Genomic DNA, 20,436 nt, shown 5'->3' with positions numbered 1-20,436 from the left:
TATTTATTATGTGGATGACACGCCAGCCGGCTGATTTATTAGAGCAATTAACCCAGGACCAGGAAGATATTTGGCTGGCCCCGATTTAGGGCCAGCCAGCAATGTCTCAGCCTTCCTTAAAGCCGTATTCTGGCACACCTTCTTCATTGCCATAATATTTGTAGGGCAAAAACTTACCCGACAGATTCATCTTGACTCGATCGCCCTTGTTATTGGGCTCTCTCTCCATGGTCATATTGAAGTCGATCGCCGACATGATGCCATCGCCAAAATCCTCCTGGATCAGCTCTTTCCAGGTTGTGCCGTAGACCATCACCAGCTCGTAGAAGCGGTAGATCAGCGGATCGGTCGGGGGCATCTGCGGGATCGAACCGCGATAGGGCGCCTCGTTCAGCATCCGCTCCTCGGCCTGGGTGAGGCCGAACAAGGCGGCGGCCTTGGCGGCCTGGGCCTTCGGCAGCTTCATCTGGCCCATGCAGGCGGCGGTGATCAGGATCGGCGAGATGCCGCCGATCTCTTCCTGGATGTACTTCCAGGTCCAGCCCTTCTCGCGCTTGATGTCGAGCAGCTTCTCGGTGAGGTCTTCGCGCTTCATGGCGTCTCTTCCGTGGGTTCGAGCCGTCCGGGCGGACGGCGCGTGGCGGGGCTCGGGACGAGGCGGGGGATTCGGCTCCCCCCGCCTCGTCCCGCGGGGCACGGTCCCGGGCGCCGGCAGCCCAAGGCGGCGCGGCGTCAGGCCCGGGGACCGGAACGGGTGGCGCGGGTCAGGCCCGGCGTGAGGGCGGCTCGGCCGCGATCGCGGCGGCATCGGCCTCGCTCAGCGACGGGCGGATGACGGGCGGATGGCGCTGGTCGTAGCCGGCCGGCATCGCGTCGCGCAGGGTCCTGGAGCGCGACACGAGGAAGTCGATCAGGTGGTTGCGGAGCGCGTAGTAGCCCGGCGCGTGGTGGAGCTGCGTGCGGTCGCGGTCCTTCGGCAGCGGGTTCTCGACGATCTCCGCGACCTTCGCCTCCGGCCCGTTCGTCATCAGGACGATCCGGTCGGCGAGGTAGATCGCCTCGTCGACGTCGTGGGTGATCATGAACACCGTCTGGCCGGTCTCCACGCAGATGCGGCGCACCTCGTCCTGCAGCGTGCCGCGGGTCAGCGCGTCGAGGGCCGAGAACGGCTCGTCCATCAGCAGGATCTTCGGCTCGATCGACAGGGCGCGGGCGATGCCGACGCGCTGCTTCATGCCGCCCGACAGTTCGGAAGGCCGCTTGTGCTCAGAGCCTGCGAGCCCGACCGTGGCGATGGCGCGTCTGGCCCGCGCCTCGATCTCGGCCTTCGGCGCCTTCCGCCAGCGTGACGACACCGCGTAGGCGACGTTGCCGAGCACGGTACGCCAGGGCAGCAGGGCGTGGCCCTGGAAGATCACCGCGCGATCGAGGCTGGTGCCCGACAGCGCCTGCCCGTCGACGATCACCGCACCCTCGGACGGCGCCTCGAGCCCGGCCAGGATGTTCAGCACCGTGGTCTTGCCGCAGCCCGAATGCCCGATCATGCAGACGAACTCGCCGCGGCGCATCGGCAGCCACAGGTTCTCGAAGATCGTGGTGGTCTTGCCCCCCGGCGCCGGGTAGCGCCGGGCGATCCCCTCGATCGAGATGAACTTTTCGGAGTTGGACATGCGGCCGGTCCCGGCATTCTGGTCGGGGACGGCAGGGACGCCGCGCCGCATGAAGGGAAGGAGCTTGCTCATGGTCTCGCGCCTCACTCGGGGAACGTGACGAGGCGCTGAGCGCGGGCGAGCAGCTGGTCGAGGACCATGCCGACGAGGCCGATCAACAGGATCGAAGTGATCACGTTGGTGATCGAGAGGTTGTTCCACTCGTTCCAGACGAAGTAGCCGATGCCGGTGCCGCCCACGAGCATCTCGGCCGCCACAATGACGAGCCAGGCGATGCCGATCGAGATGCGCATGCCGGTGAGGATGGTCGGGGCGGCGGCCGGCAGGATCACCGTGAAGGCGCGCCGGACCGGCCCGACCTCGAGCGTGCGGGCGACGTTGAGCCATTCCTTGCGGGTGGTCGACACGCCGAACACCGTGTTGATCAGCATCGGCCACAAGGAGCAGATGAAGATCACGAAGATCGCCGACAGCCCCGAATCCTTGATCGTGTAGAGGGCGAGCGGCATCCAGGCGAGCGGCGAGACCGGCTTGAGGATCTGGATGTAGGGGTCGAGCGCCCGGCTCATCAGCGGCGACATGCCGATGAGGAAGCCGACGGGAATCGCGACCAGCACCGCGAGCCCGTAGCCGAGCGCGACGCGCCCGATCGAGTAGGCGAGCTGGATGCCGAGCCCCTTGTCGTTCGGGCCCCGGTCGTAGAACGGGTCCTTCAGGTGCTTCCAGATCGTCGCGCCGACGTCGAGCGGCCCCGGCATCGCCGACTTGCCGGTGGTGGCGGTGGCGCCCATCAGGGCAGCGTATTCGGGGTCCATCGCCTCGGTCTTGGCCGTCCCGCTCACCGCGACCTGCCAGATGAGCAGGATCGCGGCGAGCAGCGTCAGCGCGAGGACAGCGGCTCGAACGTTGAGTGAGCGTGTCATGATTTAGCCAGCCCGCTTGATCGGGAACGAGTCGAGGTATTCCCTCGGCTTTGCCGGGTCGAAGGTCTTACCCATCACCACGAAGGACTTGGTGGTGGTCTCGGGCGGCGTGAACCCGTCCTGCTTCATCAGTCGGGCCGCGTCGGTCGCGAGGTAGACCTGACGCGCCACCGCGGCGTAGTCGACGTCGCCCTTGAGCTGGCCCCAGCGCTTCATCTGGGTCAGGATCCACACCGCGAAGGACTGCCAGGGGAAGGCGTCGAAATCGACCCGGTCGGGCACCCGGCGCACCTGGCCCAAGCCGTCCGCGAAGGTGCCGGTGAGCACCTGCTCGACCACGGTCAGCGGCTGGTTGAGGTAGTTCGCCGGAGCGATCGCAGCGGCGATCTCCTTGCGGTTGTCCTTGTTCGAGGCGTAGGCGGTCGCCTGGATGATCGCCCGCAGGAGTGCCGCGTAGGTGTTCGGCATCTCCTTGATGAAGGCCTCCGAGGCCGCGAAGGCGCAGCACGGGTGCCGGTCCCAGATCTCCTTCGACAGGATGTGGATGAAGCCGACGCCGTCATAGACCGCGCGCTGGTTCACCGGGTCGGGGGCGAGGAAGCCGTCGATGTTGTCGGCACGCATGTTCGCGACCATGTCGGGCGGCGGCACGGCGCGGATCTGCACGTCGGTGTCGGGGTCGACGCCCGCCTCCGCCAGGTAGTAGCGCAGCAGGTAGTTGTGCATCGAGTAGTCGAACGGGACGGCGAGCTTGAAGCCCTTCCAATCCTTGGGGTTGCGCCGGTCCTTATGCTTCATCGCCAGGGTGATCGCCTGGCCGTTGACGTTCTCCACCGCCGGCATCGTGTAGGCCTGTGGGTTGGAGCCGATGCCGAGCGAGATCGCGATCGGCATCGGCGCCAGCATGTGGGCGGCGTCGTATTCCTTGTTCAGGGTCTTGTCGCGGATCACCGCCCAGCCGGCCGTCTTCACCACCTCGACGTTCAGGCCCTGCTTCTCGTAGAAGCCCATGGGCTTGGCCATGATGATCGGCGTGGCGCAGGTAATCGGGATGAAGCCGACCTTCAGGTCGGTCTTCTCGGGCTTCGCCCCCTGCGCGAAGGCCTCGGTGACGAGCTTGGTCGGAAAGAACTGGCTCACGGCCGCGAGCGCGGTCGCGGCACCGACGCTGCGCAGGAAGGCGCGGCGTTCGCCGTCATGGGGGAAGAGCGCGCGCATCACCGCGCCATCCACCGCCCGCTGCAAGGCCGCCTCGCCGGTCGGCGCGGCGTCGTGAGCGGCATCGTGGGCGGCTTGGCTCGCATGGGCGCCGCAGGAGCAGCCGCCGCGGGCGAGGCGGCGTTTGGCATCGAAGGGGTTATCGAACAGGGCCATCGGCGCCTCGCGGGGTTCGGGACGCGAAACAATTGGCAAAGCGCGTGCCAAGCCGGCCGAAAAAATAAGATTCGATAAATCAGCGACTTGGTTCGAGGATGCGCGATTACGAGATCTCGTGTAAAACGAGATTTCGTAGCCGCCCTGACGAGATCTCGTGATGCGCGCCCCCCTTGCGGAGATGACGGCCGATCGCGGTTGCGTAGCCGGCTTCGGATCGGTCTTCGAGGCCGGCGCCGAGGCCATGCTGGTGCTCGACCCCGACGCCGACCGGATCGTCGACGCCAACGAGGCCGCTTCACGCCTCCTCGGGCACACTCGCGATACGCTGCGCGGCATGGCGGCGAGCGCGCTGCATCCGGGCCAGCTCGCGGCGCTGATCGTGTTCACGCAGGGCGTCCAGGCCAAGGGCCGCTGGTGGACCCACACGCTCACGCCCCGGCACGGGGCTGGGCGGTCTCTCACCCTGGAGACCGTCGGCACGGTCCTGCCGGACCGGCTCGTCCTCTTCACCCTGTTCGACCTCGACGAGCGCCGCCAGCGCCAGGTCGACCGAGAGGCCGACCGCCACATGCGCGCCGGCCTCTCGGAATGGCAGCGGATGGAGCGGATCTTTCGCGACATCGAGCACGAGAACCAGCTGATCCTGCGCGCCGCGGGCGAGGGCATCTACGGCGTCAATGCCGAGGGGGTGACGACCTTCGTCAACCCGGCCGCCGAGCGCATGCTGGGCTGGCCCGCCGCCGACCTCGTCGGACGGGACATGCACGCCGCCGTGCATCACACCCATCCGGACGGCTGCCACTATCCGCACCGGGACTGCCCGATCTACGCCGCCTTCCGGGACGGCGCCGTGCATCAGGTCGACGACGAAGTGTTCTGGCGCCGCGACGGCACCTCGTTCCCGGTCGAGTACACCTCGACCCCGATCCGCGACCGCGGCGCGCTCGTCGGCGCCGTGATCGTGTTTCGCGACGTCAGCCAGCGCCGCGAGGCGGACGAGCGCCTGCGCCACGCACTCGCCGAGGTCGTATCCCTGCGCGAGCGGCTGGAGCTCGAGAACGCCTACCTCAAGGAGGAGATCCGGGCCGGAAGCCATCACCAAGGCATCATCGGGCAGAGCCCGGCCATCGAGGCGATCCGGCGCCAGATCGATCTCGTCGCCGGCACCGACGCCACGGTGCTGGTCACCGGCGAGTCCGGCACCGGCAAGGAGCTGATCGCCCGCGCGATCCATGAGGCGAGCCGCCGCCGCGGGCGCCCGCTCATCCGGGTGAACTGTGCGGCGGTGCCGCGCGAGCTGTTCGAGAGCGAGTTCTTCGGCCATGCCCGCGGAGCCTTCACGGGGGCGTTGCGCGACCGCGTCGGGCGCTTCGAGCTGGCCGATGGCGGCACGCTGTTCCTCGACGAGGTCGGCGAAATCCCGCTCGACCTCCAGGGCAAGCTCCTGCGGGTGCTCCAGGAGCGCTCTTTCGAACGCGTCGGCGAGGAACGCACCCGCGCGGTCGACGTGCGCCTCGTCGCGGCCACGAACCGCGACCTGAAGGAGGAGGTCCGCCAGGGCCGCTTCCGCGGCGATCTCTACTTCCGCCTCAACGTCTTCCCGATCAGCGCGACCCCCTTACGCGAACGGCCGGAGGACATCCCCCTCATCGCTCAGCACATGCTCACCGGGGCGGCGCACCGCCTCGGTGTGCCCGAGCCTCGCCTGACGGAAGGCGATGTTCGCCGTCTCATCCGCTACGGCTGGCCCGGCAACGTGCGCGAACTGGAGAACGTGATCGAGCGCGGCGTCATCCTGGCCCAGCGCGGGCGTCTCCGCCTCGACCTGTCCGAGGGGGAGGCGGAGGAGTCCGCCCCAAGCGAGGCCGCCGCCCGGCCCGATTACGCCGGCACCTCCTCCGGACATCCTCCGCGCAGCGAGGCGGAGCGGCGCGCCCGCGATCGGGCCGAGATCATCGAGGCGCTGGCCCTGTGCGACGGTAAGGTGTTCGGGCCCGGTGGCGCCGCCGAACTGCTTGGCATTCGCCCTACGACGCTTGCATCCCGCATCAAATCCCACGGTATCAAGAAGCCCTAATGGCAGGACGATCCGAGACCGCCGGGGTCATGCAGCTAGAACCCATTGCCTAGCCACGACCGGGAGCGGCAACGGCCGTGTGATGACGCGTGAGCGTCGCGACAGGCTTGTCTAGCCGCCCTGCGCTACTGCCGAAGCCCACCGGGCATTGAGCAACGAGGAGGGCGCGATCGGCTACGATCTAGGGCATGTGCAACCTCTACCAGGGATTTACACCGGAAAAAATGAGAGGGCGATAGGCAGAAACATTCCTGAAAGCAGGATTAACTCAAACGGTCATGCTGTTTAGCTGAACTTTGGATCTATGGCACTGTATTAACGGCAGATTATGAAAAAATGCTTGAGTGCTCTCTGTCGTGTCCCACCTTAAGCGCCTCAAGAATTCGCAATCCTTTTATGGACCTCGATTTTTCTCCCCGTCCTATCATGGTTTCTTGCAGTTGCCCGCTCTGCCGGAGACGTTCTACGGCCTCCTGAACTTCGTTGTGAGTGAGAGCTTCGAGCAAATCCGGGTGACGCTGCCTCAGCACAGTTGCTGCATAGTATTTGCTGTTTCGAGCTAACGACATGCGTTCGTCAGGCGAAGCCATGATGGCCGCCGCAACTGCAGCTTCGGCTGTATCGTCTATCCTCGGCACCTCAACGGATATGGTGGCGCCTGCAGGCATCCTTGCACCAATCACCTCGAAAGCCCCACGCTTCCACCGCAGCTTCAGCAAGGATCCACGTGGGCCATAATTGAGCTTCTTCGCTTCAAGCTCGCGAATGTCCCCACGGTCGACGCCCTTGGGATATCGGAGAAACAGTCGGGAGCGAGCAGCGTTATTCCAGGCTGTAGATCCTGACGTCCCTTCGATCTTTCCAGATTGTGATGGGTGACCAAGAGCCATCACCGATCCACCAATCCCCTGGGCTAAGCCCCCAAGGCACGTTTTAACGAAGTAGTTAACCTGAACTCTGTCGATCTCACTACCGCCAAATATGTCTGCGATGGTATCTAGGATGATGACATCGGCACCAAAACCCTGCGCGTCAGCGAGCAGTTGGCGCCAAACCTCGGTGAGGCGCAGCTCGCCGCCGTGACGGCCCAACGTCATTAGAAAATTATCTTGATGCTTTCGCGACACGAGCCTTAAGTCGGAGAGGTCACCGAATTCGATCCCTAGGGATCGATTGATATCGACCTGCCGCCTGTGAAGCTCGTCTGCATCGTCCTCGCAAAAGAAGCACATGACCCGCGCTTTGCGGGTGTTCTGGCCGAACCATGGTACGCCGGCCGCTGCGCATGTCGCGTACTGGTGGGCGGCGAGGGTCTTGCCGATGCCACCGTCGCCGTAGAGCAGAGTCACCTCGCGCCGGGGGATCAGGTTGTCGACTTCCCATTCGCGCTGGACAACAGCCCGGCCCTCCCATGTGGTCGGGTCGATCCAGGCAATTTGCTCCTGCCGGGATTGGCCGGGTTCACTAATGCCGAACAGCAACCCTCCCCCCTCTCCGGAGAAGGGTGCTGCGCCGCCGTCGAACCAGCGCTCGGCTGTCGTGTCTTGCGAAGCCGGCGCACCGCAGCGGCCCCAGTCCCGCGACAGGACCCGCAGCGTGAGGCCGTCGAGCCCGCTGTGCTGCGGGTACCCGAGCGGCCAGGCGCAGACGACATTGGCGTAGTCCTGGGCCGAGAAGCCGTGCCGCGCCATTGCGGCAGCCAGCACGGCTCGCCAGGCTGACCCGGACCCATCGTCGGGCGGGTCGATCGTGCCGTCCAGGATGCCCCGTAAGCGCCCGTCTCGCGCACCGGCGGTCACCAGCCGCGCCTTGAGCGGGTCAGGCAACGCGTCAAAATCGCCGTGGGAATGAGCCTCGTCGACGTCAATGTCGTCCATCGCGGTGCGGACCGCCGCGTCGGTCTCCTTGCGCTCCAGCGGACCAGTCGGCGCGCAATAGGCGGCTAGCGTCTCCGGGGTGTACGTGACGCCTCGGCTGTGCGTGACCCGCACCATGCCGCCCATCAGCCCCTTGGCGAGCTTCTTCGGCGTCGGCAGGTTGACGGTGCCCGGCAGCCGCATGATGCGGTCGATGTTCTGGACCGCGTCGCCTTTGAACAGCCGGCCTAGCGTCCGGCTCTGATCCTCCGCCCACTGGCCGCCGGTCAGCGCGCCGATCTTCTCCCCAAGCTTCCAGAACCATTGCTGCCCGTTGCCGCTGTCGATCGACACGGTGGCGGGGAGGGGGCCGTTCTCGACTTCCTCGGCGCGCCGCGCCAGTTCGAGCCGGGCAGTATCCCGGTCGCCGTGCGGATCGGCGTCGACGAACACGCAACGGATCGCCACGATGTCGGCCTTGGTCAGCTTCTTATGCGGCGCCCCGGGCTTCGGCTCGTTGACGCTGAAGTAGAGATTGCGCTGGCCGATCCGCGGACGGATCCAATCCGCGATCTCGTCCCAGGCCTCGGGCTCGAAGGTCCGGCCCTCGGTCGCGTTGGTCTCGGGGTGGAAGGCGTCGAGGTGGTGGCGGCCGATCGGGTCGATCAGCTTCAGGAACGCGATGGCTTCCTGGACGCCGGAGGGGTGGTGCATGTTCATACCGGCTTCGGACCACCTTGGCGGGCGTAAGCCATGATGAGCTTCGTCGCGAGCGGGGTGAGCTTGGCCATTTTTTTAAGAGCGAGGTTCGTGTTCGCTCTAGTGTTTTTCCTCGCTTGCGATGGGAGCCTTACAAAGCCGCGAAACCAAACCTTCCCGTTGGCCCTAGCCACCACCATTCGATCGGCCGGGGTGTAGTGGCGCCCCGGAAGCATCTCGGATGGGAGGATCGGCCTAATCTGAAATGCTCGCGTCGGATCATCATCCAAGAATTGAGCGTCACCGGGAAGATAGTCCGGTGCATCAAGCGTTTCAGTATCGAGGCTATTCGGAAACAAGCCCTCGGAGATATGCAGCATCTTGCCAGCCATCAGGCGACCTCCCCCGCGCAGCGGCTTAAGAAGGTATCGGCGTCGGCCCGACGGATCAGCGAACGACCGCCAATCTGGATACGCTTCAGCTCGCCACGTCCGATAAGCCGGTACAGAGAGGCGCGGGAGATCCTGAAGTAGGCGGCGGCTTCGTCTATCGTGAAGACGCCCGCCGCTGGGCCGCGGTCAGTCTGGATGTTTGGGGGCTTCGGCATTGCATGATCCTCGGCACAACGGAATGTGCCGGGATGATGCTCGCTGCGAGTGTCGGTTAAGCCCCCCGATTGTCGGCCGACATAACCGACAATGACCTACAAAACCGACAGCTTTCGCGGAAAGGGTGGGAGGGGAGTGGAGACGGACCGTTCCGGCCGCCGCGCGGGACAAGCTCCACGCCCGCTTCCTGACGAAGCGCATCAACCACTCAGAGAGCTACAGCGACGGCGAGGCCCGCACCAACCAAGCCGAGTCGTACTTCGCCCGCCTCCGCCGCGCTGAGATGGGTATCCATCACCGCATCAGCGGGCAGTACCTTGGCGCCTACGCGGGTGAGATGGCTTGGCGCGAGGATCACCGGCGCAAGAGCAACGGCGTCCAGTACCTCGTGATGGCAGGGGCCGCGCTCTCGCATCCGGTGTCGCGCCATTGGAAGGGGTACTGGCAACGTCGCTCGTCGGAACGGAATGCTCCTGCCGCCTAAGGAGCAAGGGAGCGCGGTGCTTGCGTTGATAGAAACGCACACGCTTCGGATTGTGTTCGACCCCTCGGGTGATTAGTTTGAAGCCTTGGCTCGCCGTGAGTGCGCTCGCCCTCTGTCAGCAGCCGATTTGCGGAACAAGCAGCTTAATAAAGAAGCTTGCTACGCTAGTTCTGTGTCGAATATCGGTGATATATGTTCGAGCTGCAGAGTGAAGACAACCCCGACCACAGCAAGATCGTTGTTGAATTTGATGTCAGAGGTTATTCTGTCGTCTACCCTTTTTCTTATTCCCCCCAAGACGGCAGAGATTGCTCCATAGAAGCATACCTCACTGAAAGATACGGAGTCGCGTGCGAGGGGTGCGAACCAACTAATTTTTATGAGTTTGGTTTTAAATTTGTTTGTTCATCTGATTGGTGCAATCCACCATTCCATGAGACGATGGATAGAGACGCGGCATCAGAGTTCATTCCTCCAGGTGCGCGAGACATTGTGATACAAATTGTCCAGGCGTGCCTTTTGGCACTCCTCCAGACGGTTAAGCCGGCTTATGTGTATCGCGTGAGTTTTACCCCCTCTGTGCCCGAGAAAGCACAGCGGAAACACGCTTTGATAACCGTGGCAGCGGAGGCTGCTGGGTACCACGTCGTGTACGAGGGAACGGACTCATGCGACCGCCGTTTCTGGTTCATGGCCCTGCGGCCAGCGTCATTGACAGGGTAGGGGCGGACGTAGCAGATATCAGCCAACGCCAGGAGAGAACCATGCCGCCATTGAGGAGACCGCTTGAAGCGGAGACCTACACCAGCGAGCTTCTCTTCACGGGCTCTCGTGTGAAGGACGAGGAGGCTGCCAAGCTCTACGCGGAGAGGTTGGCTCGCGCCAAAGCCCGTATGAAGCTCGCCTCCAAAGCCCGCTAGTAAGTAAGTATACCGCGATACGTTCAGAACAATGACGGGCCCCGCTTCGGCGGGGCTTTTCGTTTTTGCAATTAATTGCACTTCGGCGAGGGAAAGCGGCAATCTGCCCGCTTGACATGGGCCTGCTGCTTCCTCACCCTCTTCCTCACGAAGCTGCGGAGCAGCTTCGTGAGGAAGAGGGTGAGGATCGCGCCCGCGCGCTTTTCTGCCTGAATATTTGCACCAAGCTATTGATAGATATATATATATTTCAGGCCGGTCGCCACCGTACGTTCCCGCGCCCATCCGCCGATTGCCGCACGCTCCCATCCTCTTTGAGAATGCGAAGCGCCGTCGACACCCGCCGCGTGTGCTACGTCATCAGCTTCCGATCACGCGCATCATGTCTCAAGAGCGGGAGGATGGCCTGCGCTACCTGCCGGTTCGTTATCGGCACCGTGGCCTCGCGTAGGGCGTCCAGGCAGCCTCGGGCTAGCTCACCCCTGCCGAACAGCACCTCGCGCTTCTGGTGGGGCATGACGGCGTCTAGATCGCCCTGGTAGCCAAAAGTGAAGAGAACCCTGTCCAAGGCGGCTGCCTGCTCAGATCAAGGTATATGATGTTGCTCGTCGGGCAGCTGGAACCAGAGCTCAGGGATTAGTTCTTTCGCCAATCGGTAAGCTGAGCGCACGGCGCTTGGCGTCATCGGCTTGGGAACTCGTCCTTTTCCAAGGACAACGTCGTCCCCAAATTCAATCGCCATCTGACGCCGAGCCCGGAGGCTGGGCTCGGCGAGGTAGCGACCCGCCAGTGAAAATGCCTCAGCCTTCGTACGGCCTTCGTCAACGAGGTCATCGACAACGCGCACGATGAGCAGTGCTCGTGGCACGTCCTTCGGCCGGTTCGACGGGCAAACGGCTTCTCGGGCCAGCCCCAGCAATGCCAGAACCATCAGGCCCGACGGATCGTTCTTCTCGACGCTTCGGATGATCGCGGCTGGATCGAACCCGAGGCGTTCTGCCTCATCCTTCAGGAACGCTTGTGCATCGCGGCCGGGCAGCACGTTTCGGCCGGACGGCCAACGCGCTGTGATCGTTGGCTGGGGGCGTGTCATAGAGCGACCCACTTAGCAACGATTTCGGCAACGACAACTGCGCACCGTGGCAAAGCGCCAGCTAACTCATTGAGATTGCTGGCGCGCCCTACGGGACTCGAACCCGTGTTTTCGCCGTGAAAGGGCGACGTCCTAGACCGCTAGACGAAGGGCGCTCGAGCGGGGCGAGGGGAGCTATAGTGGGGTTCCGTCGGCAGGGCAACCGGATTGATGGGCTTGACGGGGAACGAGGGCTCGGTCTTGTCGGCACCGGATTGGGCCTCGAACGCGGGCGGGACGACGAGATGACGACGAGGCAGGGACCGCGCGCGGGTGGGCCGGGCAAGGTCGGACAAGGCAAGTTCGGGCACGGCAAGCCGGGGCAGGGCCGGTTCGGGCAGAAGGGCGGGGCGGGGCGCCGGCCCGGCGGCGAGGCGCGGGGCGAGGATGACGGGCCGGCGGTGCTGTACGGCTGGCACCCGGTCTCGGAGGCGTTGCGCAACCCGAACCGGGAGCTGCGGCGGCTGCTCGCCACCGAGAACGCAGCTCTGCGCCTCGCCGAGGAGGTGGGGGAGCTGCGCATCACCCCTGAGATCGTCAAGCCCGGCGCCATCACCGGGCTGCTCGGGCCGGACGCGGTGCATCAGGGTCTCTATCTCGAGGCCGAGCCGCTCGCGGGGCCGGCCTTCGACGCGCTGCCCGACGACGCGGTGCTGCTCGCCCTCGACCAGATCACCGATCCGCACAATGTCGGCGCCATCGTCCGCACCGCGGCGGCGTTCGGCGTCACCGCCATCGTCACCACCGCCCGGCACTCGCCGACGGTGACCGGGGTGCTGGCGAAATCCGCCTCGGGCGGGCTCGAGCACGTGCCGTTCGTGGTGGTGCGCAACCTCGCCGAGGCCCTGATCGAGCTCGGCGAGCGCGGCTTCACCCGGGTCGGGCTCGATTCGGAGGCGCCGGAGACCCTCGACGCGGTCGGGCCGCGGACGCCCCTCGTCGTGGTGCTCGGGGCCGAGGGCAAGGGCCTGCGCCAGCGCACCCGCGAGTGCTGCGACGTGATGGCCCGCATCCCGTTCCGCGGCGCGATCCAGAGCCTCAACGTCTCGAACGCCGCCGCGATCACCCTCTACGCCCTCATGCCCCGCGCCTGAGACGCCAGGCGCGGGCGCGGCGCGTCAGCGCCAGAACGGGCGCACGTCGATCAGGGCCCCGTGCGCCTTGTCGGCCTCGGCCAGCAGGTGCCCGGTGCGCGCCTCGGTGTCGGCGGTGGCGAGGCCCGCGGCGAAGACCGCGCCCTCGGGCGCGCCCCTGGCGAGGTCGAGGGCCAGCGTGTGGGCGGTGGCGATGTCGTTGAGGTCGCCGAGATGGTCCTGCAGGTCGGCCAGGGCCTCGACGAACACCTTGTGGCGCTTCGTGGCCTTCTTCCCGTCGTAGAGCGCGGCGAAGAACTCGGCGCCGTAGCGCAGCTTCTTGGCGGCGATCCGCACCTGGTGGCGCGCCTCGGGGTCGAGCGCGGCGAGATGGCGGCCGCGCTTCTTCACCTGGCGGCGGCGGCGCTCCAGCTCCTCGGTGGCGAAGGCCCGGGCCGGGCCGTCGCGGCGGGCGGCGTTCGGGTTGTCGGGGCCGAGCCAGGGGCCGGCCTCGATCCAGGCGACGAGGTCGAGGAGGTGGTCGCGCCACTCCCGGCTCTCCAGCACCCCCCGCACCCGGGCGTGGGCCGTCTCGCGCTCGGTCTCGAGATGGCGCTCCAGGATCAGGAGGCCGGTCTCGTCCGGGCGCCGCTCGCGCTCGCGCGGCAGGGTCTTGCCGAGATAGACGTCGAGGTTGCGGGCCTGCCCGAAGGGCTCGCTCAGGCGCTTCAGCTCGGCCTTGATCGCCGGCATGCGGCGATCCTCGATCACCGCGCCGAACAGCGAGAAGGCCGAGCGCAGGCGGCGCAGGGACACCCTCAGCTGGTGCAGCGCCTCGACGTCGCGGCGGGCGAGCAGCACGGTCTCGTTGAGGCGCATCTGGCGCAGGCAGGCGAAGGCAACGGCCTGGAACGCCTCGGCCGCAGACATCTCCGGGTCGAGGGCGACCGGCTCGGCCTTCACGGCGCGGCCGAGGCGGCCCGCGACGAGGGCGTCGCCGCGCTCGAACTTGCTCAGCACCCCGAGGCGCAGGGGCACGTCGGCGCCGAGCGCGCGGGCGAGGTCGAACAGGGCCGCGGGTGCGCCGCCGGTCAGTTCGAGCTCGAGCTCGCTGATCGGCGACACGCGGTCGTCCGGCCCCCAGACCCGGCCGCGGTCGAGGGCGACCTCGATGCGGCTGCCGGCGGGTCCGGTATCGCCGAGGCGGCGGGTGCTGCGGGTCACGGTCGAGGTGTAGAGGGGCGCGAGGTCCTTCGCGCCCTCGAGGATCTCGGCGACGGGCGTGCCGGCGAAGAAGGCGGGCTCCGGCGCGGGCCCGGCGACGGCGCCCTCCCATTCCGGCCGGTCGAACAGGCCGGCGGCGGCCGGCCCCCGGGCCTTCACGGTCTGGATGTGGCGGTCGCCGTCCTGGCGCACCCGCAGGGTGTAGCCGGCCTCGCGCAGGCGGCCGTCGGGCGTGTCGTAGTAGACCGAGGTCAGCTCGGTCTCGGTCCAGTCCCCGGCGAGCAGCGGGTGCTCCCGCAAGCGTGCGAGGTCGGAGGCCTCGACATCCAGCTTCAGCTCGGTCTCGCGCGGTTCGCTCATCACGGCGGTCCTGATCTCCCGTTCGATCCGCCGGCGGGCGGACGGCCCGCACGACGCGGCGCGGGCTGTTCGGAAATCATGGACGAGGCGGAAGGTTGCGCAAGGCCTGCCCGCGCGGAACCGCCCCACGCAGATCAGCGCGCGCGCAGGTGGGCGAGGAGCCGTGCGGCCCCGGCCTCCGGCGCACGATCGTTCACCACCACGAGGTCGGCGACGACCGAGGCCGAGCGGGAGAGCCGCGCCCCGAGGTCGCCGTCCTCCGGCCGGCCGCGGGCGGCGAGGCGGGCGGCCAGCACCTCCGGCGGCGCCGTGACCTCGACGACGGTGACGCCGGGCAGGCGCCGGCGCGCCTCGGCCACGACCCGGCGCGAGACGTTGCAGACGACGACGTGCCCGTCGAGGGCGAGCGCCGCGCTCGAGGCCGGCAGCGCGTAGCCGAGCGTGTGGGCGCGCCAGGACAGGGCGAAGCGCCCTTCGGCCTCGCCCTTCGCGAACTCCTCCTCGCCGATCGCCTCGTTGTCCTCGTGGATCGAGGGCGGGCGGGTGACGAGGCGGCGCGGGAAGACGTAGCGGGGATCCCCCGCCAGGGCCTCGCGGGCGAGCCGCAGCAGGGTGTCCTTGCCGGCCCCGCTCGGGCCGACGACGAGGACGAAGCCGCCGGCCATCACGCCACCCGCCGGCCCTGGCGCCAGACCTGGCGCACCACCGGCACGTCCGCGGCGAGGCGCACCCGCACGAGGTCGGCCCGGAGGCCGGAGGCGAGGGCGCCGCGATCGTCGAGGCCGGTCGCCCGGGCCGGGTTGGCGGTGACCGTGGCGATCGCGTCGGGCAGGGTGATGGACCCCACGCGCCCGGGGAGGGCGAACGCCGCCATCACCAGGCTTCCCGGCACGTAGTCGGAGGAGAGCACGTCGAGCAGGCCCTCCCGGGCGAGCGCCTCGGCCGCGACGTTGCCGGAATGCGAGCCGCCGCGGATCAGGTTCGGCGCGCCCATCATCACGGTGATGCCGGCCTCCCGCGAGGCCTGCGCGGCCTCGAGCGTCGTCGGGAACTCGGCGAGCCGCACGCCCTCGGCCCTCGCCATGTCGACGTCGGCGAGGGTGGTGTCGTCGTGGCTGGCGAGCGCGATGCCGTGCTCGCGGGCGAGCGCGACGAGGGCCGGGCGGTTGACCGCGTTGAAGGCCCGGCCGTCGCGGATCTTCATCGCGGTGTTGGCCTGGATCTCCGTGATCGAGCGGCCGCCGCGGGTGGCGTAGGTGTAGTACTTCTCGATGTCGCGGAACTGGCGCTGGCCGGGCGTGTGGTCCATCAGCGAGATCAGCCCGACGGGATAGCGCGCGGTGAAGTCCCGCACCGTGCCCATCAGGTCGGCGGAGGGGATCTCGCAGCGCAGGTGCGTCCGGTGCTCGGCCCGGAACAGGTCGGCGCCCTTGGCGGTCTCGATCGCGCCGGCGAGCTGCATCAGCTCGGGCCCCAGGCCGCTGCCGTCCGGGTCGCTGCCGGCGCGCAGCGAATCGAACACCGTGGTGATGCCCGAGGCCGCGATCTGCGCGTCGTAGGCGAGCACGGCGCCGAGCGGATGCCAGCGCACCTTGGGCCGGGGCGCGTAGTGGCTCTCGAGGTGGTCGGTGTGCAGCTCGACGAGGCCCGGGATCAGGTGGTCACCGTCGAGGTCGAGGCCGCGCTCCGGCGCCCGGCCCTCGCCGATCTCGGCGATGCGGCCGTCGACCACGGCGAGCCAGCCGTTCTGCACCCGGTCGGGCAGCACCAGGGTGGCGTTCTCGAGGATCCGGTCTTGCATGGAGGTCCCCAGTTCTCTCAGCGTATGTCTCAAGCGGCGTGCTGCCGGCGGAAGGCCGTGACGTCGACCACCCGGGTCGCCACCGCCTCGCGCACGTCGGTGTCGTGGAAGATGCCCAGCAGCGCCGCCCCGGCGGCCTGGCGGGCGCGGATCAGCTCCACCACCACGGCGCGGTTCCGCGCGTCGAGGGAGGCGGTCGGCTCGTCGAGGAGCAGGATCGGCCGCTCGGCGATCAGCCCGCGGGCGATGTTGACCCGCTGCTGCTCTCCCCCTGAGAAGGTCGCGGGCGGCAGGTCCCACAGGCGCTCGGGGAGATTGAGGCGGGACAGGAGCTCCTCGGCCCGGGCGAGTGCGACATCTCCCGCCAGGCCGCCCTCGCGGCCGGAAGAGGCCACCACCTCGCGGGCGCCGACCCGCGGGATCACCCGCAGGAACTGCGACACGTAGGAGATCGTGCGGCGGCGCAAGGACAGCACCTCCCGGGGCGAGGCCGCGGCGACGTCGATCACCGTCTCACCTTCGCGCACCAGGATCCGCCCCTGGTCGCAGCGGTAATTGCCGTAGGCCATCTTGAGGAGCGAGGACTTGCCGGCGCCGGAGGGCCCGCCGAGCACCACGCACTCGCCCGGATGGACGGCGAGGTCGGCGCCGCCCATCACCGGCAGTTGCACCCCGCCGCGCAGGTGCAGGGTGAAGGTCTTGGCCACGTCGCGGAATTCGAGCGCGGGCGGATTCGTATCGGGCATCATGCGGCGAGCACCGAGGAGACGAGGAGCTGGGTGTAGGGCTCGGCGGGATCGTCGAGCACCTGGTCGGTCAGCCCGGTCTCGATCACCCGGCCGGCCCGCATCACCATCACCCGGTGCGACAGGAGGCGGGCCACCGCGAGGTCGTGGGTGACGATGATCACGGCGAGGCCGAGCTCGGCGACGAGGCCGCGGATCAGGTCGAGGAGGCGGGCCTGGACCGAGACGTCGAGGCCGGAGGTCGGCTCGTCCATCAGCACGAGGCGCGGGCCGGTGACGAGGTTGCGGGCGATCTGGAGCCGCTGGCGCATGCCGCCGGAGAACCGCGTCGGGGGATCGTCGACCCGGTCGGCGGCGATCTCGACCTTGGCGAGCCAGTCCAGGGCCGTGCCGCGGATCTGGCCGTAATGCCGGGCACCGGCCCCCATCAGCCGCTCGCCGACATTGCCGCCGGCCGAGACCGCCATGCGCAGGCCCTTGGCGGCGTCCTGGCGCACGAAGCCCCAGTCGGTGCGCATCAGGGCCCGGCGCTCGGCCTCGGTGAGGTGGCCGAGGTCGCGCATCGCGCCGTCGCGCATCCGATACGCGACGCTGCCGGAATCGGGCTGAAGCTCGGTGGCGATGAGCGAGAGCAGCGTCGACTTGCCGGAACCCGACTCGCCGACGATCGCCAGCACCTCGCCGGGATCGAGGTCGAAGGAGACGTCGGCGCAGGCCAAGCGGTCGCCGTAATGCTTGGTCAGGCCGCGGGCCTGGAGCAGGGGGGCGCTCATGCGGTCGTCTCCTCGTGGCTGTCCGCTGACAGCGAAAGGCGCGGGAATTCCCCTCTCCCCGCGGGCGGGGAGAGGATTCCGGCGACCTTGTCGTCGACGGAGTGAGCGCAGGCGCAGCCGGAGCGAGGGTGAGGGGGTGCTTCCGGAGGAGCCTCATCCGGAGATACCCCCTCACCCTCGCGCGTCGCGCTCCTTTCGTCCCCGACGAGGGGGACGAAAGCCTCTCCCCGCCCGCGGGGAGAGGGGAAGCCCTTGGCTTCTCCGCTGCCGGACGGCCCCGTGTCATCCGTGAAGGGAGGATCGAGCCGGAAGCTGTAGCCGTACCGCTCGAAGCCGAGGCTCTCGTAGAAGCGGTGGGCGGGCCTGGCGTCGACGTTCGAGGACAGGGCGAGCTTGTAGCAGCCCTTCTCGCCCGCGAGCCGGCCGGCCTCCCGCATCATCCGCCGGCCGAGGCCGGTGCCGCGCTGGCCGTCCGCCACCACCACGCTCTCGACGAGGGCGGAGGGCGTGCCCCAATGGGCGATGTTGTCGAGAACGATCAGGCAGAAGGTGCCGACGATCCGGCCGTCCACCTCCGCGACGTAGAGCCCGTAATCGGGGTAGGAGGCGAGGCGGGCGAGCAGCGCCTCGGCCTGCTCCAGGGTCGCGACCCGGCCGGCGTTCAATTCGGCGTAGAGGGCGAGCACGGCCGGGAGGTCGGGCTTGCCCGCGCGGCGGACGGTGGGGTCAGGCATGCGCCGTCGCCTCCGTTCCGACATGGCCTTCCGCCCGGCGCTCCTCGCAATGGTCGGTGTCCGAGCAGACGAACATCCGCCCGCCGGCATCGTCGAGCAGCACCTCGTCGAGGTAGACGCCCTCGGCGCCGCAGAGCGCGCAGGGGCGGTCGAAGCTCTGGACCCGGAACGGATGGTCCTCGAAGTCGAGGCTCCTCACCCGCGTGTGGGGCGGCACGGCGTAGATCCGCTTCTCGCGGCCGGCGCCGAAGAGCTGGAGCGCCGGGCAATCGTCCATCTTCGGGTTGTCGAATTTCGGCGTCGGCGAGGGATCCATGACGTAGCGGCCCGCGACCTCGACCGGATAGGCGTAGGTCGTGGCGATGTGGCCATGGCGGGCGATGTCCTCGTAGAGCTTGACGTGCATCAGGCCGTACTCGGCGAGCGCGTGGAGCTGGCGCGTCTCGGTCTCCCGCGGCTCGAGGAAGCGCAGCGGCTCGGGGATCGGCACCTGGTAGACCAGCACCTGGGCCCCGTGGAGCGGCGCCTCCGGGATGCGGTGGCGGGTCTGGATCACGGTCGCGTCGCGGGTGCGGGTGGTGACGGCGACCCCGGCCGTGCGGGCGAAGAAGGCCCGGATCGAGACCGCGTTCGTCGTGTCGTCCGAGCCCTGGTCGATGACCTTGAGCACGTCGCGCCGGCCCAGGATCGCGGCGGTCACCTGCACGCCGCCGGTGCCCCAGCCGTAGGGCATCGGCATCTCGCGCGAGGCGAACGGCACCTGGTAGCCGGGGATCGCGATCGCCTTCAGGATCGCCCGGCGGATCATCCGCTTGGTGCCCTCGTCGAGATAGGCGAAGTTGTAGCCGGTCTCCGAACTGGCGCTCACTCGGCGGCCTCCTTCATCTCGGCCTCGGGGCCTGCGTGCCGGGCGGCGTGCTCGGCGCGCAGCCGCCGCACCAGCTCCAGCTCGGCCTGGAAATCGACGTAGTGGGGCAGCTTCAGGTGCTCGACGAAGCCGGTGGCCTGGAGCGCGTCGCAATGCGCCAGCACGAATTCTTGGTCCTGCGCCGGGGCGCCGACCGGCTCGCCCAGCTCCTCGGCGCGCAAGGCCCGGTCGACGAGCGCCATCGCCATCGCCTTGCGCTCGCTCTGGCCGAAGGCGAGGCCGTAGCCGCGGGTGAACTGGGGCGGCACCCCGGCGCTGCCGTGGAACTGGTTGACCATCTGGCACTCGGTGAGGTCGATCTCGCCCAGCGGCACCACGAAGCCCAGCTCCTCCGGCACGAACTCGACCGCCACCGTCCCGACCCGGATCTCGCCGACGAAGGGGTGGGTGCGGCCGTAGCCGCGCTGCGTCGAGTAGCCGAGGGCGAGCACGAAGCCCTCGTCGCCGCGCGCCAGCGCCTGGAGCCGGAGCGCCCGGTCGGCCGGGAAGTCGAGCGGCTCGCGGGTGAGGTCGCCCGGGGGTGTGCCGTCGTCGGGGGCGGAGGGCTCGATCAACCCGTCCCGGCCGAGGAGGTCGGTGACCCGCGGCGCGTGGGCGGCGTCGGCCAGCGGCTCGGCCTGTTCGGCGGACGGCACCTCGCCCCCGGCGGCGAGCGCGAAGTCGATCAGCCGGTGGGTGTAGTCGAAGGTGGGGCCGAGCACCTGGCCGCCGGGCAGGTCCTTGTAGGTGGCGGAGACGCGCCGGTGCAGGGTCATGGCGCCGGTCTCGACCGGCTCGGAGGCGCCGAAGCGGGGCAGGGTGGTGCGGTAGGCCCGCACCAGGAACACCGCCTCGATCAGGTCGCCGCGGGCCTGCTTGAGGGCGAGCGCGGCGAGGTCGGGATCGTGCAGCGAGCCCTCGGTCATCACCCGGTCGACGAGGAGCGCCATCTGCTCGCGGATCTGCGCCACCGAGAGCTCGGGCACGCTCGTGTCGCCCCGGCGGGCCTCGGCCAGCAGCCGGTGCGCGCTGGCGATGGCGGCCTCGCCGCCCTTCACGGCCACGTACATGG

At 68.1% G+C, this 20,436-nt stretch carries 18 protein-coding genes, 1 tRNA gene and 1 pseudogene; 3 read left to right on the top strand and 17 right to left on the bottom strand.

The features are described from left to right. Positions 1 to 106: 106 nt before the first annotated feature. From cynS to DK419_RS15460, 4 genes are all read right to left on the bottom strand, one after another. Complete coding sequence (gene cynS, locus DK419_RS15475) at positions 107 to 595, bottom strand: cyanase (RefSeq protein WP_109959858.1); 489 nt, start codon at positions 593 to 595, stop codon at positions 107 to 109. 169 nt (positions 596 to 764) lie between these two features. Beyond that, positions 765 to 1,742: an ABC transporter ATP-binding protein gene (locus tag DK419_RS15470; RefSeq protein ID WP_162561243.1), complete on the bottom strand. Its 978-nt coding sequence runs from the start codon at positions 1,740 to 1,742 to the stop codon at positions 765 to 767. Between the two features lie 11 nt (positions 1,743 to 1,753). Then, positions 1,754 to 2,593 carry a nitrate ABC transporter permease gene (gene ntrB / locus DK419_RS15465; protein WP_109959857.1) on the bottom strand — a complete coding sequence of 280 codons (840 nt, stop codon included), beginning with the start codon at positions 2,591 to 2,593 and terminating at the stop codon, positions 1,754 to 1,756. 3 nt (positions 2,594 to 2,596) lie between these two features. Continuing rightward, the gene (locus DK419_RS15460) at positions 2,597 to 3,967 is read right to left on the bottom strand and encodes a CmpA/NrtA family ABC transporter substrate-binding protein (RefSeq protein WP_109959856.1); all 1,371 of its coding nucleotides are present in this window, start codon (positions 3,965 to 3,967) and stop codon (positions 2,597 to 2,599) included. A gap of 244 nt (positions 3,968 to 4,211) precedes the next feature. Between DK419_RS15460 and DK419_RS15455 the strand changes: the two genes are divergently transcribed. Beyond that, a complete protein-coding gene (locus tag DK419_RS15455) occupies positions 4,212 to 6,047 on the top strand; it encodes a sigma-54 interaction domain-containing protein (protein WP_245443021.1) in 1,836 nt (611 codons plus the stop codon). A 326-nt stretch (positions 6,048 to 6,373) separates the two neighbouring features. Here DK419_RS15455 and DK419_RS15450 read toward each other — a convergent pair whose 3' ends face one another. Genes DK419_RS15450 through DK419_RS15445 form a run of 3 tightly spaced genes read right to left on the bottom strand, consistent with a single transcriptional unit; the run spans position 6,374 to position 9,209 of the window. After that, complete coding sequence (locus DK419_RS15450) at positions 6,374 to 8,623, bottom strand: AAA family ATPase (protein ID WP_109959855.1); 2,250 nt, start codon at positions 8,621 to 8,623, stop codon at positions 6,374 to 6,376. Next, positions 8,620 to 8,994, bottom strand: a complete 375-nt coding sequence (locus tag DK419_RS28635) for a hypothetical protein (RefSeq protein WP_162561242.1) — start codon at positions 8,992 to 8,994, stop codon at positions 8,620 to 8,622. The genes DK419_RS15450 and DK419_RS28635 overlap by 4 nt, the downstream gene beginning before the upstream one ends. Continuing rightward, entirely contained in the window at positions 8,994 to 9,209 is a 216-nt protein-coding gene (locus tag DK419_RS15445) for a helix-turn-helix domain-containing protein (protein ID WP_109959854.1), read from the bottom strand. Before DK419_RS15445 ends, DK419_RS28635 begins: the two co-directional genes overlap by 1 nt. Before the next feature lie 167 nt (positions 9,210 to 9,376). On the opposite strand from DK419_RS15445, the pseudogene DK419_RS15440 reads away from it, so the two are divergent. Further along, positions 9,377 to 9,694, top strand: a pseudogene (locus tag DK419_RS15440) (transposase); the annotation flags it as partial. Positions 9,695 to 11,200: 1,506 nt separating this feature from the next. Here DK419_RS15440 and DK419_RS28630 read toward each other — a convergent pair. Together DK419_RS28630 and DK419_RS15430 are read right to left on the bottom strand one after the other, a co-directional pair. Then, a complete protein-coding gene (locus DK419_RS28630; protein ID WP_162561241.1) occupies positions 11,201 to 11,707 on the bottom strand; it encodes a hypothetical protein in 507 nt (168 codons plus the stop codon). Between the two features lie 79 nt (positions 11,708 to 11,786). Further along, positions 11,787 to 11,862: transfer RNA gene (locus DK419_RS15430), tRNA-Glu, on the bottom strand. Between the two features lie 129 nt (positions 11,863 to 11,991). On the opposite strand from DK419_RS15430, the gene rlmB reads away from it, so the two are divergent. Continuing rightward, positions 11,992 to 12,840 (top strand): 23S rRNA (guanosine(2251)-2'-O)-methyltransferase RlmB, encoded by an 849-nt coding sequence (gene rlmB / locus DK419_RS15425; RefSeq protein WP_109962330.1) that lies wholly within the window; start codon positions 11,992 to 11,994, stop codon positions 12,838 to 12,840. A 24-nt stretch (positions 12,841 to 12,864) separates the two neighbouring features. Here rlmB and DK419_RS15420 read toward each other — a convergent pair whose 3' ends face one another. The 8 genes from DK419_RS15420 to DK419_RS15385 form a co-directional block, all read right to left on the bottom strand. Next, entirely contained in the window at positions 12,865 to 14,403 is a 1,539-nt protein-coding gene (locus DK419_RS15420; protein WP_109959852.1) for a CYTH and CHAD domain-containing protein, read from the bottom strand. 134 nt (positions 14,404 to 14,537) lie between these two features. After that, positions 14,538 to 15,068, bottom strand: a complete 531-nt coding sequence (gene phnN, locus DK419_RS15415; protein WP_208642200.1) for a phosphonate metabolism protein/1,5-bisphosphokinase (PRPP-forming) PhnN — start codon at positions 15,066 to 15,068, stop codon at positions 14,538 to 14,540. Next, the gene (locus DK419_RS15410; RefSeq protein ID WP_109959850.1) at positions 15,068 to 16,204 is read right to left on the bottom strand and encodes an alpha-D-ribose 1-methylphosphonate 5-triphosphate diphosphatase; all 1,137 of its coding nucleotides are present in this window, start codon (positions 16,202 to 16,204) and stop codon (positions 15,068 to 15,070) included. Before DK419_RS15410 ends, phnN begins: the two co-directional genes overlap by 1 nt. 29 nt (positions 16,205 to 16,233) lie before the next feature. Continuing rightward, positions 16,234 to 16,950 (bottom strand): phosphonate C-P lyase system protein PhnL, encoded by a 717-nt coding sequence (gene phnL / locus DK419_RS15405; protein ID WP_109962329.1) that lies wholly within the window; start codon positions 16,948 to 16,950, stop codon positions 16,234 to 16,236. Further along, on the bottom strand, positions 16,950 to 17,723 hold the full coding sequence (gene phnK / locus DK419_RS15400) for a phosphonate C-P lyase system protein PhnK (RefSeq protein ID WP_109959849.1): 774 nt from the start codon (positions 17,721 to 17,723) through the stop codon (positions 16,950 to 16,952). The genes phnL and phnK overlap by 1 nt, the downstream gene beginning before the upstream one ends. Beyond that, the gene (locus DK419_RS29490; protein WP_245442454.1) at positions 17,720 to 18,457 is read right to left on the bottom strand and encodes a GNAT family N-acetyltransferase; all 738 of its coding nucleotides are present in this window, start codon (positions 18,455 to 18,457) and stop codon (positions 17,720 to 17,722) included. The genes phnK and DK419_RS29490 overlap by 4 nt, the downstream gene beginning before the upstream one ends. Beyond that, positions 18,450 to 19,325 (bottom strand): alpha-D-ribose 1-methylphosphonate 5-phosphate C-P-lyase PhnJ, encoded by an 876-nt coding sequence (locus tag DK419_RS15390; protein ID WP_109959848.1) that lies wholly within the window; start codon positions 19,323 to 19,325, stop codon positions 18,450 to 18,452. The genes DK419_RS29490 and DK419_RS15390 overlap by 8 nt, the downstream gene beginning before the upstream one ends. Continuing rightward, entirely contained in the window at positions 19,322 to 20,434 is a 1,113-nt protein-coding gene (locus DK419_RS15385) for a carbon-phosphorus lyase complex subunit (protein ID WP_109959847.1), read from the bottom strand. Before DK419_RS15385 ends, DK419_RS15390 begins: the two co-directional genes overlap by 4 nt. Positions 20,435 to 20,436: the final 2 nt, after the last annotated feature.

The sequence above is a fragment of the Methylobacterium terrae genome, assembly GCF_003173755.1.
GTDB lineage: Bacteria > Pseudomonadota > Alphaproteobacteria > Rhizobiales > Beijerinckiaceae > Methylobacterium > Methylobacterium terrae.
Note: the sequence above shows the minus strand (reverse complement) of the source record. Positions and strands in the feature narration are given on the sequence as shown.